Source organism: Streptomyces sp. SD15 (assembly GCF_054462255.1).
This window is the reverse complement of the sequence record NZ_JBTLMO010000031.1, coordinates 12,688-30,063: the sequence shown is the minus strand read 5'-3', so window position 1 is coordinate 30,063 and position 17,376 is coordinate 12,688. Positions and strand designations below refer to the sequence as shown.

Genomic DNA, 17,376 nt, shown 5'->3' with positions numbered 1-17,376 from the left:
GGTCGAGGGCCGGTGGCCGGTGGCCGGTGTGCGAGTGGAGGGGGCGGAAGGGTGCCGGCCCGGAAGCCGGAGATGCCGGACGTCACTCTCCCGACTCGTCGTACTCCTGGTTGCTGCCGTCGTCCTGTCCGATGCTTTCGGCGTCCTGCGGGGCGTTTTTGCCGCTCCAGGCCGCGAGGTGGAACTCGCGCCCCCACTCCCGTCGCACATCGGCACGCTCGGGGGGTGACTGCCAGCGGTAGAGCTGGTCGGCGAGCCGCCCGTAATCGAGCGGCACCCCCGCACCCCGCAGCAGCAACACGATCTCGCGCAGTCGCAGGGCCACCGAGTCGATCGAGTTGGCCGTACCGACCCGCACGAGTCGTGTGCGCAGCGGTTCGTTCTGTTCTGCGTCGGCCTGGTTTTCGGCCTGGCTCTTCCGCATCAAGGTGCGGACCGCGCGCCCCAGAGTCTGACCAGGGACATGCATGTCGCTGTCTCGGGCGGATTGCTGGTGCAGGGCCCACAGGGTCACCGCGAGATACACCGCCTCCTCGGCGTGCTCGCGCCGCACGCCCGGATGCCCTTTGGCCAGGACGTCGGCGAGATCCTCCAGACCTCCAAGTCCCCAGTGCTCTTGAACCGTGTGCGCCGTTCGTCCGGCGCCGCGTCGCAGCCTGGCGAGTTCTGCCACGGCGGCGGCGTTGTCCTTGCGGTAACGCGACTGGAGCCGTGAGATGCAGCGGGCCGCGGCCTGGCCGGCCGGACCGGGGCCGCGCCGGTGACTGGACGAGGGGGAGCCGGCGGGCTGCTTGGGCTCGGGCCGTTGATCTGTCGTGGTCATGCGGTGAGCTCCGTCGCGTCATCGTCGGAAGAGAACGGAAATGCCGGTCGAAATGCCGGTGGAACGTCGGGGCTCAGAGGAGCGGTTGGGGGAGTTACGGTGTGCTTCCTGGCCCCTGCGAACGCGGGTCGTCGATGGGCAGCACTTTGTTGAGCCGACTGCGGAACCACAGATCAGCGCGGGAGTCGTCGACCCATCGCTTGCCGACCCCCGGCACATCGGCGACCCGGCCCTCCGCGGCGGCCGGTCCCGAGGCGTCGAGCAGTTGTCGGCCAAGGCCCCGGATGATCCGGCGTGCGGTGGCCCGCCACTCGGCGTGGGCCGCGTTCGGGTCGGGATGATCCCCCAGCTTGCGCAGCCATTGCCGGTAGGGACCGTCGAGCGCCCCGAACCCCAGGTCCCGGGCGGTCTCCGTGGCCGGGCCCGGCTCCGAGCCGGCGGCGCGCGCCAGATTCCCGGCCAGGTGCCCCAGCGCGCTCACGCCCTGCTCGGCGTCCGTGACGGCGTCGACCGCCGTGGCACCGTACTCCGGGCGTTCGTGATGGAGCAGTACGACGGGCAGCGTGACCCCGTCGTCGACGACTTCGTCCACCACGGACTGCTGGGTTCCGTACACCGCCCCCACGACGCGCGTACGGATCAGTGAGCCTTCGGGGAGCACCCCCTCCGTGGTCAGCAGCGCGAGCCACTTCACCACCCCCGGAGCCAGGCTCGACGCAGTCCCCCGCCCCCCGTCGTCCGTTGCCGAACGCCGGGCGGGGAGCAGGCTCGCGAGCCCCCGCCAGGCCGCGCGGGTGGGGTCGTGCTGACGCGGCATGTAGACGAGGGGGCGGCCCTGCTTCTTCTCCTGCGCCGGGCTGCGACGCCAGCCCGTCATGGGCTCCAATGCCCAGCGGTCGTGCGGGCTGAGCGGGTCGCCGTAACCCAGTACGACCCCGGTGACAGCCTCGCCCCCGTCTTCCCCGATGTGCAGCAGCAGTCGCCGCGACTGCCAGGTGTAGAGGTCACGAGGGCCGGCAGGCCGACGGATCGACGGATCCTGTTTCAACGGGCCCGGACTCAGCGGATCGCGGCGCCAGACCGGCAGATCGTTCTTCAGTTCCGCAGCCAGGATGTCCTCGTCCGCCGCGATCAGGTTCAGCAGCAGCGTTTCGCGCAGTGTGACGCCTTCGGCGAAGACCCCGCCGAGGTTGCCCGCCCAGCCAGTCCCCTGCGGATAGACCTTTCCCCCCTTGACCCGTTCCTCGTCACCCTCCATACCGGACTTGATCCCGGACGAGTCGAAGGCATGCGTGTGCACCAGCCACCGGGCGGCTTCGGCGAGGCCCAGGCGGTCCACGCCGGGCCGGCGCATCGCGAAGAACGGTTCGCCGTTCGGTACGTCGGCGACGATTCGGTTCAGCGAAGCGATCTCGTGCTTTACCGTACGCAGCCCCGCCACCTGGAAGAACGGATGCTCGGGATGGATCAGGTCGAAGCGGTCACGGTGCCGTTCGAGGTAGCCCACAACAGCGGCAAAAGGCTCTGCGGACTGCCACAACTCCTCCCAATCCTCCAGCTCCGCAGGGCCTTCCAGAGCGTCGTGCAGGATCGCCAGCAGCAACCTGAGCAGCGCGAACTCCTGCGTGGGCAGATCACCCACCAGTCGCCGCAGCTCATGCGCCTGGGCGAAGACCTCCAGCAGCGACAGTTCCACTGTCGTCCCGTCCAGGCGCTGCGCCGGAAGCCAGGGCTGGGAGACGAGGTCGAAGGAGGGCGTCGACATGGGGACCAGCACCTTTGCGTCCGGTGTGTCGACGGAAGTCACACGCAGTCCGTCGGCGCGGCTGTAACGGAGTTCGAAGCCTGACAGACGGGTCTGACAATCCTCATCGAGAACGAGCAGCAACTCCCCTGCCAGCCAAGGGCATTCCTTTACCTGCCAGGCCGGAACAAGGAATCGCTCCAGCTCGTCGATGGTCCGGTCGATCGCCCACCGCTTGCAGAACTGCCAGGGCAGGGTCAGCGCACTCGCAGCGACGGCTTCGGCGGCGCGGCGCGCAGGAGGGCTGTGCTCGGGAAGCTCCAGACCGCCCCTCCCGCCGTCAAGCCAGCCAAGGGTGGTGAGCCGGCCGTCCCTTCGGCGCTGGAGGACCAGCACCTCCAGGCTCTCCTCGCTGTCCCGTACCTGGGCGCGGCCGGTGCGGCTGTCGTCCACGTCCCCGGCGTTCGCGTCGAGCCAGCCGAACACCGGTCGCCCCGCCCTTCGTACGGGACCGAGCCGGAACACCTCGGCACGCTCCCGCTTCCCGGCCAGCCGGGTCAGATACGCCTGACGGCTGTCGTCGAGAGCGGTCGCCCAGTGCTCGGGACCGACGGGCTCGTCCCCGTACGCGCACTGAACCAGCGAACTGATGTGATCCGGCAGGACCAGCGGCGCACCGTCGAGGTGCGGACCGAGGACGGCGAGTGCACGCAGCAGGGTGTGCGGCCCCTGATACACACCGAGCGAGCCTCCTACGGGCTCCGGTGGGCCGGCGTCAGCGTCCGCAGCGGAGTTGGAAGCGGAGGGCTGCCAGTCGACACCCGTCACCAGACAGCGGGCCCGCGCCAGCGGGGCCGGGCGGGGCCGCGGGTGGCGATGCAGCCGTCCCATGCGCTGAAGCATGAGGTCCACCGGAGCCAGATCGGTGACCAGCAGATCGAAGTCGATGTCCAAGGACTGCTCGACAACCTGGCTGGCGACGACGATATGCGGTCCGGCGGGGCGATCGCCGTCGGGCCCAAAACGCGTCAGCAGTTCGGCGTCGTTGCGGGCACGGTCGGCGGCGATGAACCGGGAGTGCGCCACCGTCACCGCCTCCGCGCCGAAGCGCTCCCGCAGGCGCTCTGCCGTCTCCAGTACGCGGTCCACCGTGTTGCGCACGACCAACGCGCAGCCACCATCGCGCAGATCCCTCGCCAGCCGCTCGGCCAGCAGGCAGGAATCGTCATCCAGCCGTTCAAGCTCTACCTCGGTACGGCGCCCCGACGCGGCTGCCGGGCGCGCGGTCAGAACAGGGGCGCCAGGTGCCGCAGCGGTGATGAGGGGGTAGGCGTCATCGGGTACGTCGGTACGTACGTCGTCCGCGCCGGGTATCTGACCGGCGTACGCGGCTGCCAGTTCCCGCCTCCGCTTCGCGGGCAGGGTCGCGGAGAGCAGCACCACCGGCACCCGGTAGGCCGCCAGCCATTCCAGTACGCGGTCGAGGTAGGCGTTCATATAGGCGTCGTAGGCGTGGGCCTCGTCGATGATGACGACCTTGCCCGCGACGGCGAGATGCCGCAGGGCCAGATGCCGACTCTTGAGCCCCGCGAAGAGCACCTGATCGATGGTGCCCACCGCGAACGAGGCGAGTAGGGCCTTCTTGCGCCCCCGTAGCCACTGGTGCGCATGAAGTCCAGAAGGGCTCGACCTCCGGGCTTTCCCGGCGGCGGCGACCGTGTCCGCGCTGTCCGGTTCGACAGCGGCGATCGTCCGGTGTTCCGCTCGCAGCAGCCCCGCCCATACGTCATTGAGCGCGGACTTGGCGTGCGCCAGGACGACGGACCGGGGCCCGTCGGAGGGCAGATGTTCCAGCCAGTTCAGCAACCGGGGGAACATGGCATCACCCGTGGCCCGGGTCGGCAGCGCCACCAGACAACCGCCGGCCCCGGTCCGCGCCGCCAAGATCTCCGCTGCCGCGAAGGCCGCCTCCGTCTTGCCCTCACCCATCGGCGCTTCGATGATCAGCAGCCCGGCGGCGGGCATGCGCCGCGCCATCCCTACGGCCTCCTCCTGCACCGGCCTGATCACAGCACCGTCAGGTAGGTCGAAGCGATCCTTGAACAAGCCGGCCGCTGACTGGGTCGGCTGTGTCGGCGCCCACGGCCCAGGGAGGTCGAGCCCGGCCCAGGCCGCGCCGAGGCGCCGCTCTTCACCGCTGTTGTCGCCAGACCATGACGAGGGATCATAGGGGAAGAGCTCGGCGGAGCTGGCTATCCAATCGGAGACAATCACTACGGCGGTCACAACCACCTGCACCGACTGCGGCAACCGCACCGACTGCCAGTCCGGAAACCGGTCACCCACGTCAGCGACTTCCACACAGGCATCCATCAACTCGTACTGCACGCTGCGCCACTTCGCTTCGCTGGGGCCCGGGGTGCGCAGCAGACGCGGATGCAGGCGCAGGTCGTGGATCTGCTGATGATCCGGCGGAGTCCCGTGGTGACCCCCTGCTACGACAGCGAACTGTCCCGAAGCCCGGCTGCTCCAGCCATACCGTTCGGACAGCCACTCCTGAATGAGCAACTGCCCGGCAAGCCCATGCGGAGCCATCCGCCGATCGGTGCCGAACTCCTTCTGGTACGGCATGCTCAGTCCCGCGGTGCGCATACGGTCGCCGAGACCGTCCACCTGACAAGCGAATGCCGGAGTCGCCTTCCCGATGTCGTGCGCGGTCGCCAGGAAAACCACAAGGCGGCGCGCGTCATCCATCCCCCCAGGCAACACCTCCGCGATGAGCGCCTTGACATTGGCGGGGACCCACTCGTCCCACAACTTCCCCGCGACCGCGCCGCTGTCCGCCATGTGTCGCCACAACGGAAGCCACTCATCAGTCCTTCGCTCGTGCTTGCCCCAGGCCATCCGGGCAGCGACGGACAAGCGATCGAAGCGCGCCCCGGACGTGGGGCGATCTTGATTCATGCGTGCATTCGACATGCCTGGGCCCTCAACCGTGAGCGAAGTTCCGAAAAAGGTCGAAGATTGCCTAAACTTGGCGATATCTGATCACCCTGGATCTGAGGCGGGCGGGTGCGCCAACCTGGCCCGCGCCCACCCGCCCCACCCTCACACCCGCGCCCGATGGTGCTACTTCGCCATCAATGGGTCACTGTCGTGCGCTGCCGCGCGGAACGACAGTCAGGCCCACGGCCTCCATGTCTTCACCCTAGGAACGACAACCACGACCACCACAACCACGACCACCGCAATCCCCCAGACCCACGGGGCAACGGGCGTTGGCGCGAGCGGTGCCGCCGCGACCAGAGCAAGAAGTAAATGGCCAGCGTCGGCCGAGTGGCCGTCGCCCTGTCCAGCATTGGTGCGTTCGAATATCATTGATGTACCTCCTGATGCATTGCTTGCGGCTGGAGGTGGGCTGGGCCCTTTGTATTCCCTCGTGTGACCGGGGGGCGGGCTCAGCCCTTTTGCGTACACCGGTCCGGGTGAGGCGGGCAGCTGATGCGCGCCTCACTGCTTCCGGTCGCTCCGAGAGTAGGGGATGGAGCGCGCCTTCGCAGGGGAACCTTAAAAGTCTTGTTGCCGTGATGTTGCACAAGCCTTCTGGAAGCAGAACACACGGCCGCAGGTTCCCTAGTTGTAGCAATTTAGGTGATGCTATAACTCAACGGATGGAGACAGCCCCGCAGACACGGGGAACAACGCGGTGCCGTAGCACGGCCGTAGGTGCCCTAGGGGTCAACCCCTCGTATGTGGGGACAGTTGCGTGGCAACGAAACGGTACTCCTTGATGTGACCCGTGTGTGCGGAACGGTGTCGCCGCGACGGTCTGGGGCCGCATGCGCGGGTGTCTCGCCCGTTCGCCCGGAGCCCGCGAAGGCGGGGGTGAGCTGGGATGGACGCTCTACAGCGACCAATCCATTGCCGCGGGGTCCGTCACGCGCAGCGTATGGCCAAGGCTGTGACAGGTGGTGGAGCAGGCGCTTAGAAGGCGCCTGCTCTATCCACTGAGCTACGGGGGCTGACCTGCGAAAACGTAAAATCCCATGCGCATGCCCCAGGAACCTGTGGGACGTATGTGGGACCCGTAGATCCCTGGGAACTGTGGGACGTTCGTGGGCCCCTGCGGCTCGGACGTAGCTTCTCACACCATCTTCACAGGGCCGAAGCCCCTCGCGGAAACAATCCTGCACCTCCCCTGTGTTATTGATTTCCGAGCTGAGGAGGGGAAGGTGTCGGGCCTGAAGCTGTTCCACACGACGAATAGCGGCGTGACCGAGGTCATGCCGCGTCTTGCCGACGTCGAGGCGGATGTGCAGGATCTCGTCGAGGCGCACATGGAGACGATGCTGGGCGTCCGGTTCCTGGCGAGCGAGTACAGCACCGGGCCGGTCCACGGGGGCCGAATCGACTTGCTCGGGCTGGACGAGAACGGGTCGCCGGTCATCGTCGAGACCAAGCGCGGCGTCGACCCCGGCGTCATCCACCAGGGCTTGTTCTACCTCTCGTGGCTGATGGACCACCGGGCCGAGTTCGAGCACCTGGTCCGCGACCGGCTCGGGGCGACGGCCGCGTCCCAGGTCCTTTGGAGCGGCCCGCGCCTGATCTGCATCGCCGGCGACTTCATCCGCTACGACGTGCATGCCGTGCGCGAGCACCGTCGATCGATCGACCTGGTCCGCTACCGACTCTTCGGCAGCGACCTGCTCGGCCTTGAGACCGTGGCCTCCGTGAGCGGCGGCACGCAGGTGGCCCGTCGGGCACGGCGCCAGGCGGTTGCCCGGGCGGCGGCCGACGTCCAGGGCGCAGGAATGATGGAGTTGGCGGGCGCGGTCGACGAGGTCCTGCTCGGGCTTGGGGATGGTGTGGACAGGGTTGAGCGCAAGACCTACCGGGCGTATCAGCGGCTGCGGAACTTCGCCTGCCTGTGCCCTCCGCAGCGAAGCAAGCTGTTGGTTTACCTGAAGGTCGACCCGAAGGATGTCGACCTTGTTCCGGGCTTCACCTGGGACGTGTCCGGTCTCGGTCACCACGGGACGGGTGATCTGGAGGTACAGCTCCGTACGCCGATGGACGTGGAGCGGGCGCGGGATCTGTTCCGGGCAAGCTACGCGGCGGCGTGATCGGATGTCCCTGCCGCCGACTTGGCGGGCTGCGCTTCGTGCCGTATATGCGGTCGTAGGTGGGTGCCTTTCGACGTGCGGGCGGGGGGTGGCGGTGGACTATCTATGGTGCGCGGGATCGCCGGTTTGGCCAACCGGCGATCCCGCGCTATGTTGCCCCGCTCGTGTGCGCCGATGATCAGCGTGAACGGCTGGCGGTTCGGCCGGCCGCGATCGCCGGAGCGGCTGGCGCACTGGTGGCGAGGCGGGGCCTGTGCTCGCGGCTCGGCTGGGCCTGGCGCGTGCCGGTCTCGTGGGCGAGGGTCTCGGAGAGATCGGCCAGCAGCGAACTCGGGGTGTGCGGGGACGCGGTGATGGCCCAGGTGGGACGGTCCGGACCGGGGCCGGCCCAGACGGTCCAGGTGGCCAGGTTCTGACTCGGGTGCTGTGCGGTGAAGGCGTCGAATTGGACGCCTGCGTCACCGTCGGGGGATGTCCAGCGGATCCATCGCCCGTCCACGGTGTGCTTCCATCCGGCGTCGGAGAGCGGCTGGGTGGCCGCGGTGACCATCTTCTCGTCCACGGGTGTGCCGATGGCTGTGTCCCAGCTGTCGCCGTCGGCGAGGTGGGTCAGCAGCTCCTGCAGCACTGGGGCTGGGGTTGCGCCGGTCGCGGTGAGGACCCACATGCGGTCGGAGACGGGTGTCTCGTAGGCGGCTACGGTCCACGCGGTCTCGTGGGCGGGGGTTTCGTGGACGCGCTCGATGCGCAGGGTCTGCGACTCGTGGATGGCGTGGGTTGTCTCATCCGACCAAGTCCGCCACTTCTCGAACTCGCCGTGCGCGTCGATGAAGGCGTCGAGGAGAGCGTCGTGGTCGCCGGCATCGGCCAGGTAGACGGGGACGGTCTCCGGCTCCGGGCGGGAGGGTTCGGACTTGGCCGCGGTGACGTCGAAGACGGAGCGGGCCTCGATGGCGGCGCGTTCGGTGTCGGTCAGGGGCGCCGGGCCGGGGCGCATCTCGGCCGCGTGGACCTTCTCGAAGGCGAGCAGGGCCTGTGCGGGTGAGTCGAAGGTATCGGCGACCTGGCGCAGGTGATCCTCGCCGTGGAGGTAGACGGACTTGCCGCCTCGGTGGAGGTAGCTGCCGACCGCGACGGTGGTGTGGGCGTCGTGGGCGTGGGCGTGGATGAGGAGCTGGCCGTGGCAGATGTCGTCGTGGATCTTCTGGGCCGCGTTGGAGACCTCGCGGATCTCGCTGCGGGTGCACCACGGCATCGGGTAGTTGGGCCAGGTCCATTCCTCGTCCATCGCCTCCCGGAGCCGAGGGGCGATCTCGACGGTGATGCCTTCGGCGATCAGGTGCTTGGCTGCGTCCTCGGCCCAGTAGGGCTCCTCATGATCGATGCGGGCCAGGACCAGGACGTTGTCGGCGGCGACGGTCCAGTCGGCTGCCTCCAGGCCCATGAGGGCGACGCGGGCCTGGGTTCCGGTCAGGACGGCGGTCACGGCGCTGGGATGAGTGGGGTGGGTGTCAAGGCGGACGTGGGCGTCGATGGCGGGGGTCACGTTGGGGTGTCGTCTCCTTTGCCGGTGGCCGGGCCTTCGGGTCCGGCCACCGGCGTAGGCGGTCTATCGGGTTGCTCGTGTGGAGCGGACGGTGTGCGCGGCCGAGGTGGTCGGCGGGCCGGCGCGGGTGATGGGCGCCGGTCGCCGCCGCTGTGGCGGGGCGGTTCCGGTGGCGTGCTGCCAGCGGGTGCGGACAGCGCTGATGTCGGCGAGGGCGCGGCGGGCGCCGACGACGAGCTGGAACGGTGTATTCGCCGGGTCGCCGGCATACGCCTCGATACGCCGGCCGGTGTGCTCGGCCGTGGCCAGGAGGGAACGCTGCAGGGCCCTCTCGCCCCAGTGCTCGACCGAACCGGCCGGTTCGGCCAGCAGGCGGAGGACCTCGCCCGGTTCACTGCCGTCGTCCATCAGACCGCGCTGCTGTGCCTCCCACAGAACCGTGACGGGGTCGACGGGTTCGCGGCGGCGGGTCAGGGCGGTCAGGCACTGCCACAGGCCGGCGTGCAGCGGCAGGGTGAGGTCGTCGGGCAGCAGCCACCGGACGGAGTCGATGTCGGAGGGGTAGGCCGTGGCGGTGGCGAGCAGTATCTGCTCCTCCTCGACGGCCTCCGTGTGGCCGGGCGCGGCGGGCGGCGGCGGTGCCGTGGTACGGGGCAGCACGCCTGCGCGTGGCGGGAAGCGGGCCGCGATGTCGTCCACGACCGCGGCGAGCGCGTCGGCCTTGGCGAGCACGGTCTGGACGGGGTGCGGGAGGGAGGCGTCGTGGACGGTCTGGGCGAGGCGTTCGGTGGCTGTCAGCAGGCGGCGGCGGGCGTGTTCCGCCTCGACCATCCGGGCATAGGCCGGTGCGTGGCTGGGCCAGGGGCAGACCTGGACGAGGGTGTGCAGGTAGGAGGCGGTCAGTCCGCGTGCCTGCTCGCGACCTGTGGCGAGTACGCGGTCGAGCCACTTGGTGTTCTTCGCGTGCTCGGCGGGGTCGGGCGGCGGCACGGTGGTGATCGCGGCGTACAGGGCGGAGTGCGCGGCGGTGGAGAACGAGTCGGCGGCGATGCCGGTCACGTCGCTGAGACGGTGCGGATCGAGGAGGAGGGCCCCGAGGAGGGCCTGCTCGACGTGGAACACCGGCTGGGGCGGTGCGATGGCGTCGAGGTCGTCTTCGTCGGGTTCGGGGGCGTGGGGCATCAGGCGGCGAGGGTGAAGTCGTCGGGGCCGAGGGTGACGCCGAGGTGTGGGGCGACGAGGTGGCCGGCGAGCAACGGCGGTACGGCGTTGCCGATCTGGGAGAACTGCTGGCCCTTGTTTCCGGCCCAGGGGTAGTCGGCGGGGAAGGTCTGCAGAAGGCCGGCCTCGCGGGCGGTGATCCGGATCGGCTCGGGAACCGCGGGCGCGTCGGTGTCCTTGGCCGGAGGTGAGGCGGGCTCGGCGACCCAGGTGCACTCGTTGGCGCGGTGCCCGAAGAACAGCGTGCCTGCCGGCTCAGACAGCGGACGGACGGTGGCGTTGGCCTGGTTGTTGCTGCGCAGGGACCAGGACCAGCGGTGGGCCTCGGCGGTGAACGTCGGCGCTGGCGCGTCGGCGGCCCGGTTCTCGCGTGTGCCGTGGCGGGCCGCCCATCCGGCGCCTTCGCGGCGGGACTGCAGGACCACTCCGTCCGGCCGGGGCATCCAGGTGCCGCGATCCCGGGCGTCGGACAGCGTCTTGCGGGAGCCCGACGGGAAGGGTTCGGGTCCGCCGCCGGGGCCACCGCCTGCACAGACCGTGGGGACGGGCCGGTCGGTCGCGCCCCATCCCAGGGACTCGGCCATGCTGACCCAGCGGGCGCGGCCCGGACCGAACAGCGATTCCGGCTCGGCGAGTTGGGAGTGCGTGGGCGTGGGCGGCTGCGCCGTACGGACGCGGGAGGCCAGGAGGATCGCCCGTCGCCTGGTCTGCGGAACGCCGAAGTCGGCGGCGTTGAGGATCCCGTACCAGACGGAGAACCCCCATCCGCGCAGGACGGCGGCGTATTGCTTCCACAGCGGCAGGACGTCCGGCACTTCCTCCATGGCGACCCAGTCGGGCTCGCCGACCGTGTTGAGGGCGTGCAGGTAGCGCATGGGCTCGGCTGCGAGCAGGGAGCGCTCGTCGCGGCACGCAGCGAGGAGGCGTTCGCGGGTGTCGCGTCCGGCGGCCAGGTCCTCGACCGCCGCGTGCACCAGCGGCTGGTCGAGCAGTCCGAGCCGCTTGCCGGCCATGCTCCACGCCTGGCACGGCGGGGATGCGATCACTCCGCGGGTGCGGCCGATGAAGGGCCAGGTCGGATACATCGCCACGTCGGTCCGAATGGTCAACTGGCCAGCCGCAGAGCGGGTCTTGCATGCCCACTGGTCCCATTCCAGTCCGACGTCGCGTACGCCGAGGACGTGCAGCGCCCTGCTCCAGCCACCCGGCCCCGCGAAGAGGTCGAGAATCACGTGGCCAGCCCGAAGTCGTCCTGCGTCAGTGCATCGGCGTCGCCGCGGCACGCCCAGGGCGAGCAGCCGTCCTCGACGCCGTTCTCCAGTACGTCGGCCTCGTCCGCGCTGATCCGCAGGGCGGCCCGCTCCGCCCGGGTGACGTGGTCGATCGGCGCCGCGCTCAGCGGGACGCGGGAGCGGTGCAGGAATGCCTCGCCGAGCAGGCGGCTGCCCGACGCATTGGCGCGGGCATTGCCCTGCCGGATAGCTTCGTCGAATTCGACGACGTCCGCCCACTCGGACGGAGAGGTGTCCCTGATGTGCCTCCACTGCGCATTTCCGTGGAACGGGCACCCAAGGCAACTCGATTTCGGTGTATCGGCGAGACCGAGCGAGGTCAGGTAACGAATGCAGTCGGCCCTGCTCCAGGACATGTCCAGAAGCGGATGCCTGTTGCGCATGTACTTGACGTCGGCGTCCTTGGCGCGGTGAAATTCATCGGTCGATATTCCCACCCATTGTTCGACGAACACCCCCTTCGGGATGCGGGCAGGATAGGGGTGCCCGAGTAGTTCGCGCACCTTCTGTTTTATCGGCTTTACCTTATATGCACCAGTGCACTGCCTCCGGGTCATTCCAGGCTGCCCGTCCTTATTGAGAATGTGGAGGGGCATGGATGCGAACCGATGATGCGGGTTTAGGGCGTCACTGCGAATATTTCCGGCCGACACGCGCAGTACCGGTATTCCGGCGGGCGCGGCTATCTCTTCTTCCAGCCGGTCAAGGTGGGCATAAACTGCTTCGGGTTCCCAGCCGGTGTCGGCGAAAATGGCGTAGTCGACCCTCGGGAGGGCACCCTCGGCCGACAGGGCGAGGAGGGTGCTGGATTGAACTCCGGCGCCGAGAGAAAGGGCGCGAAATCGGGGCTGATCTGAAATGGTTTGTCCTGGAAGTAAGGAAACGGGAGGGTGCGCCCTCACTGCGCTGGCGCGTCAGCGGTTGGGGGAAATCGGCCGGTCGCGGGACATGGCGTGGCAGAGGGCGGGGATGCGGTCGAGGAGGTCGATGGCCGACTCGATGAACTGCTGCGGCGTCGGCCCGACCAGGACGACCCGTCCTGATGCGGCGTCGGCCTGGCGGCGCTGGTTCTCCACGCCGCGGGCCAGGGCAGCGGCCAGTTCGGCTCCGGCGTCCTGGGCGGCCTTGGCGATCTGCGCGACCTGGTGAAGGAGCAGCAGGTCCGTGGGTGTGGGCTGCGATGCCCGCGGGCCGAGGGTGAGGAACAGCCGCAGGGCGGTGCCGGCGAGTTGCTGGGCGTCATTGATCCGCGTGGCCAGTACGGATGCACGGTCGGCGGGGTGGACGCGCAGGGCTCGGTGCAGGGCGGACGCGTCGGACGCGATCTGGGCGAGGGCCGGGACCGGGGTGGTGGGGTCAGGCACGAGGCTCCGTGGCGGTGTGTGGGTTCAGGGCTTGGGCGAACGCGGCGGTCAGTGCTGATGCCTGCTCGGGGGCGGTGGTCAGAGCGCGGACGACGGGGGTGCCGATGACGACGGCGTTCACCAGCAGGGCGACGCGTGCCGCGAGGGCTGGGGTGGAGATCCCTACGCCCGATACGACGGGCAGGGGGCTCGCGGCGCGAAGGCGTTTCGTGAAGTCGGCGAGTGCCGGGATGTCGAGCGGGCCGCGGTAGCCGGTGGGGGCCGTACTGGCGGGCGCGTAGAGCCATCCCGACGCGTCGGCGGCCACGGTGGCGAGGTCGGTGTCAGCTGTGTGGCGCGGCACGAGGCGTGGGGTGTGGAGGTTCACGTCCTTCGCTGCGGCCTGCCAGCGGGCTGCCTGGTGGTTTGGGCAGGTCGACGACCATCACGCCGGCGGCACCGGCGTCGGCGAACAGATGGGCCAGGTGTTCGGGGCCGTGCCGGCTGACGGGTTCCCAGTAGGTCATGACGACGGTCGGCCGCAGGCCGGCGGCATGCTCGACCGCGCGGAGAGTGTGGTCGAGGACGTTCCCGCGGCTCAGGGCGCGGCGGTAGGCCGCTTGGATGACGGGTCCGTCGAGGCCGGCGTCATGGTGGGCGAGGCCGACCTCGAACAGGTCGGCACCGGCCCGTGCGATCTGGTCGAGATGACGGCGCTCGGCGTGGGGCGGGTGCAGTCCGGCGGGAACGAACACGCCGAGGGCGCTTCGGGGTTGGGTGAGGAGGGCGTGGAGGGAGTCGGTGGTGGCCAGGGGGTGCCTTTCTCGGCGGCCGGGCTGTCGCTGCAGGTCAGCGGTGGCGTGTGGCCGGTGACGGCCGGGAGGCCACGGGAGTGGTGGCGCTCCGGTCGTGAGTGGCCTGAGCGCTGGGCCTGGTCGTGGGCGTCAGCGAGCATGGCGACGGCGCGCAGGGTGCCGGTCTCGTCGGCGGCGCCGACGGCGAAGATCTGTCCTGCGGGTGGTGGGTGGTGGGTGGTGGCGGTGCCAGGTGCGCACGAAGTCCTTCGCCTGGCGTGAGCGGACCGGCACCAGGTGCAGCGGGGCGTCCCTCACACGGCCTTCCCGAAGTCGGACTGCGTCGGCGCGTGCTTCGCCACGGCGCGGGCAGTGATCGCCTGCGACGCGCGGGCGGACGCCGCGGACAGCTCCTCCGCGCCGGGCTCCCGGTACCACGGCCGGAGGTCGAGCATGGCGGCGCGCATGCCGGTGGCGAAGCAGAGTGCGGTGCCCTTGGGCAGGGCGCGGATCGCGTCGGCGGGCAGGATCCGCTCCTGCCGCATGCTGACAGAGGTCGACGTACCGGACTCCGAGTGCGAGGTGGACGTGGTCTCCACGTCGTGGTCGCCGATCAAGCGGCTGAGCTTGTCCGCGAAGTCGGGGTCGTCGATGCCGGAGCCGATGACCTTGACGGTCGAGGCAGACCACATGGCGTCCATGCCGGCGTCTCCCCAGACCTTCTGGCCCTGGCGGTAGGACTGCAAGATGGTGATCGGGATGATTCCGCGGCTGCCGAGGTGGGAGTACAGATCCGGCAGGTCGCTGATCTTGCACACGTTGGCGGCCTCGTCGAGGATCGCGAGCATGGGCGGGTCGAGGCGTCCGCCTGCGCGTTCGGCCTGCGCGGTCGCGGCCCGCATCACGGAGTCTGCGCACGCGGCGATCAGCGCCGAGGCTCCGCCTCCGCCGTCCTTGCTGAGCAGGAACAGCGTGTCGGTGGAGGTGACGAACTGCTCCGGCCGGAATTCCGGGACGTCCTTCTGCGGTGTCACCCACGCGGCTATCTCGGAGTTCAGCAGCGCGGAGGCGTACTGCCGGGCGGTCTCGTAGATGCCGTCCCGGGTCTCGGGCGGCCCTTCGACTGTGCCCTTGAGCTGAGCGGCGACGGCGGCGAAGCCATGGTCCCGCAGGATGTCCAGCGGAGTGCGGTCGGCGGGGAAGGCGAGCCACTGCATGATGTCGGTGATGGGCCGCTTGTCGAGTGCTGCGGCCAGGAGCAGTTGGGACAGGATGTTGCTGCCGGCCTTCGACCAGAAGTCGCCCTGCTGGGAGGCGTCTACCGAGGCGGCGAGGAAGTGACCGGCGAGCCGGTTCGCCCCGTCCAGGGTGGTCGCGCTGGCGAGGGGGTTCCACCACATCTCGCGGGCGGCGTGGGCGATCTGCTGGGGGTCCATGGTCCACACCGCCCCCGCCCGGGCCCTCGCCTCGTAGGCGGTGGTGAAGGCGTCGCCGGCGGCCTTGTTCGACGTCAGCAGGACCGGGCCGGGTGCACTGAGCATGGACGGAATGGCGAGCGAGGTGGTCTTGCCGGACCGGGGCGCCATGATCGCGACGGCGACGTCCTCGAATCCCATCCGTACTTCGTGGCGGCTGCCCTGCAGGTTGCCGAGAAGAATGCCGGTGTCCTTCGCGTCGATGTGCTTGCTGTCCTTGAGGCTTGGGCGCAGGGAGCGAGCTTTGTCAGTGATCGCCTTGGCCATCAGCGGCTCGATGTCCCGGGCCTTGGCCATGTCGGTGATCTTCTTCTTCCGGCCGCCGCTTCGGTTCTTGTGCCGGGCCCATAGGACGCCCGCCCAGACTCCGAGGGCCAGGAGCAGGAGAACGGGGACGATGCGGGCACCGATCAGCAGGGACGTTTCTCCTGCGTCGGGCCAGACCTGCTCGGGGTGGAGCAGGGCGTTGGTCGGTTGGTAGGGGGCCCAGGCGGTGCCGGTGAGGTAGGCGGTGATGTTGCCGGACAGCCAGGCCAGGTGGGACAGGGGGACGACGACGGCGAGCACGCCAAGGAGGAGGCGCAGGACGAGGTCGTACCCGTCGGTGTTGCTGCTGGAGGAGGAGGGGGGCAAGGGCTACGTGCTTCCGGGCGGGGAGGTGAGGGTCAGCGGCTGCGGCTGTGCCTCGGCGGTGCCTGCCGTGAGGGGATCGCGACCGTCGGCGCGGTGGTGTGCCGGTCAGCGAGGGAGTGAACGCGTTGTTCCAGCGCGCCGGCGACGTACACGGCGAGCACGTTCGTGGCCCGGCGGGTGACGACGTTCGGGTCGAGGGTCGGCAGACTGCGCCCGCTGTCGGGGCGGTGCAGGGGCTTCGGATCGGCCAGTGCACGGGTGAACGCGGCGACCAGATGGGCGGGGGTGTGCGCGCCGAAGCGGGCCTGCCACACCGGCCGGTCCAGACCGAGTGTGGAGGTGACGAACCAGGCTCCCGGTTCTTCCGCGCTGCCCAGCCGCTGGACGTAAGCGATGCGGTCGGGTGACACAAGGGCGTTGTCCGCGGAGTCGGGCATCCAGCCGCTCTGTTGGAGCGGCTCGTACGGATCAGTGGGCGCGTCAGCGGCTGGGGCCGGGTCGGTCAGGGCGTCGGTGACAGCGGCGATCAGTTCGACGGGGGTGCGGGCGCCGAAGCTGGCGTACCAGGCGGGCTTGTCCGGCTCCGCAGCGTGGCTCAAGGTCCACCACCGTCCGTCAAGGTCGGGCTCCAGGCGCAGGAGGGCCTTCTGGTCGGGGCTGTCGAGCAGGACGCGCGGCATCAGGGGGTCGTTGCCATGACTCCAGCCGCAGGCACGGTGGAGGGCGACGGTGATCCAGGCGGGATCACCGCCGCGAGCGAAGTGACGCGATGAAGCCGACCTAGACGGTCTCGGTAGCCGGGGGCATGCTCACTTCCGTGCCGCAATCCGCCGGACGGGTGCGGGGACCGGTATGGGGGCCAGAGGCGAACGGGCCTTGCGAGCGGCGGAGTTGATCTCCCGGAGCGCCTTGCCGTGAGTGGCCCAGTCATCGAGGTAGCTCCACGATTCGGCGTGATGCTCGGCGAGGGCGTCGTCGAAGTCGGCGGTGCCGGGCTTGGCGGTGGCGGGGAGAGCGTCTCGGGTCTCCAGCCACTGCTCGTGCAGTTCGTCGAGCCGGTCGAGGGCGTCGCGCAGGACGCCCAACTGGTAGACCCAGCGGCTCTGCACCGTGTTCTCCGGCAGCTGGGCCAGCTGTGTCTCGGCGGTGGCCAGCAGGTGACGGGCGCCGTAGCGGAGCGGCTCGAACGCCGTGAGGGTGTCGGCGTCGCGCTGGCTCGCGCGCATGCCGTAGGCGTGGTCGTCGTAAGGCCATCCGTCGAGGTCGGTGTGCTCGTCGGAGTAAGCGTCCCAGGCGTCGAGGATCTTCTTGCTGTCGCTCAGATAGTCGTCGAGGTGACGGAGGAAGTCGCGGTGTGCGCGGTGGTCGGTGGAGATGAGGTG

General features: G+C 69.6%; 13 protein-coding genes. 1 reads left to right on the top strand and 12 read right to left on the bottom strand.

Features of this window, described 5'->3' with window-relative positions; translation table 11 throughout:
- Positions 1-82 precede the first annotated feature (82 nt).
- Positions 83-823, bottom strand: a complete 741-nt coding sequence (gene casB / locus ACX28W_RS27450; RefSeq protein ID WP_459002222.1) for a type I-E CRISPR-associated protein Cse2/CasB — start codon at positions 821-823, stop codon at positions 83-85.
- 94 nt (positions 824-917) lie between these two features.
- Positions 918-5,531 carry a type I-E CRISPR-associated protein Cse1/CasA gene (casA, locus tag ACX28W_RS27445; protein ID WP_459002220.1) on the bottom strand — a complete coding sequence of 1,538 codons (4,614 nt, stop codon included), beginning with the start codon at positions 5,529-5,531 and terminating at the stop codon, positions 918-920.
- Between the two features lie 1,268 nt (positions 5,532-6,799).
- On the opposite strand from casA, the gene ACX28W_RS27440 reads away from it, so the two are divergent.
- The gene (locus tag ACX28W_RS27440; RefSeq protein WP_459002218.1) at positions 6,800-7,690 is read left to right on the top strand and encodes a DUF5655 domain-containing protein; all 891 of its coding nucleotides are present in this window, start codon (positions 6,800-6,802) and stop codon (positions 7,688-7,690) included.
- Positions 7,691-7,868: 178 nt separating this feature from the next.
- Here ACX28W_RS27440 and ACX28W_RS27435 read toward each other — a convergent pair whose 3' ends face one another.
- The 10 genes from ACX28W_RS27435 to ACX28W_RS27390 form a co-directional block, all read right to left on the bottom strand.
- Entirely contained in the window at positions 7,869-9,236 is a 1,368-nt protein-coding gene (locus ACX28W_RS27435) for an SPDY domain-containing protein (protein WP_459002217.1), read from the bottom strand.
- A 63-nt stretch (positions 9,237-9,299) separates the two neighbouring features.
- Positions 9,300-10,418, bottom strand: a complete 1,119-nt coding sequence (locus ACX28W_RS27430) for a DnaB-like helicase N-terminal domain-containing protein (protein ID WP_459002216.1) — start codon at positions 10,416-10,418, stop codon at positions 9,300-9,302.
- A complete protein-coding gene (locus ACX28W_RS27425) occupies positions 10,418-11,689 on the bottom strand; it encodes a DNA cytosine methyltransferase (protein WP_459002215.1) in 1,272 nt (423 codons plus the stop codon). Before ACX28W_RS27425 ends, ACX28W_RS27430 begins: the two co-directional genes overlap by 1 nt.
- Complete coding sequence (locus tag ACX28W_RS27420; protein ID WP_459002319.1) at positions 11,686-12,609, bottom strand: adenine nucleotide alpha hydrolase family protein; 924 nt, start codon at positions 12,607-12,609, stop codon at positions 11,686-11,688. The genes ACX28W_RS27425 and ACX28W_RS27420 overlap by 4 nt, the downstream gene beginning before the upstream one ends.
- A 54-nt stretch (positions 12,610-12,663) precedes the next feature.
- Positions 12,664-13,113: a hypothetical protein gene (locus ACX28W_RS27415; protein ID WP_459002213.1), complete on the bottom strand. Its 450-nt coding sequence runs from the start codon at positions 13,111-13,113 to the stop codon at positions 12,664-12,666.
- Positions 13,106-13,480, bottom strand: a complete 375-nt coding sequence (locus ACX28W_RS27410; RefSeq protein WP_459002211.1) for a tryptophan synthase subunit alpha — start codon at positions 13,478-13,480, stop codon at positions 13,106-13,108. Before ACX28W_RS27410 ends, ACX28W_RS27415 begins: the two co-directional genes overlap by 8 nt.
- A complete protein-coding gene (locus ACX28W_RS27405; protein ID WP_459002209.1) occupies positions 13,437-13,847 on the bottom strand; it encodes a tryptophan synthase subunit alpha in 411 nt (136 codons plus the stop codon). Before ACX28W_RS27405 ends, ACX28W_RS27410 begins: the two co-directional genes overlap by 44 nt.
- A 353-nt stretch (positions 13,848-14,200) precedes the next feature.
- Complete coding sequence (locus tag ACX28W_RS27400) at positions 14,201-15,994, bottom strand: type IV secretory system conjugative DNA transfer family protein (RefSeq protein ID WP_459002208.1); 1,794 nt, start codon at positions 15,992-15,994, stop codon at positions 14,201-14,203.
- 32 nt (positions 15,995-16,026) lie between these two features.
- Complete coding sequence (locus ACX28W_RS27395) at positions 16,027-16,674, bottom strand: SPDY domain-containing protein (RefSeq protein WP_459002206.1); 648 nt, start codon at positions 16,672-16,674, stop codon at positions 16,027-16,029.
- Between the two features lie 129 nt (positions 16,675-16,803).
- Complete coding sequence (locus ACX28W_RS27390; RefSeq protein WP_459002205.1) at positions 16,804-17,220, bottom strand: hypothetical protein; 417 nt, start codon at positions 17,218-17,220, stop codon at positions 16,804-16,806.
- Positions 17,221-17,376 lie beyond the last annotated feature (156 nt).

Bases quoted from the DNA above. Each gene is read 5' to 3' on its own strand.
- casB (WP_459002222.1), bottom strand. From the start codon at position 823: ATGACCACGACAGATCAACGGCCCGAGCCCAAGCAGCCCGCCGGCTCC.
- casA (WP_459002220.1), bottom strand. From the start codon at position 5,531: ATGAATCAAGATCGCCCCACGTCCGGGGCGCGCTTCGATCGCTTGTCC.
- ACX28W_RS27430 (WP_459002216.1), bottom strand. From the start codon at position 10,418: ATGCCCCACGCCCCCGAACCCGACGAAGACGACCTCGACGCCATCGCA.
- ACX28W_RS27395 (WP_459002206.1), bottom strand. From the start codon at position 16,674: ATGCCGCGCGTCCTGCTCGACAGCCCCGACCAGAAGGCCCTCCTGCGC.
- ACX28W_RS27390 (WP_459002205.1), bottom strand. From the start codon at position 17,220: ATGCGCGCGAGCCAGCGCGACGCCGACACCCTCACGGCGTTCGAGCCG.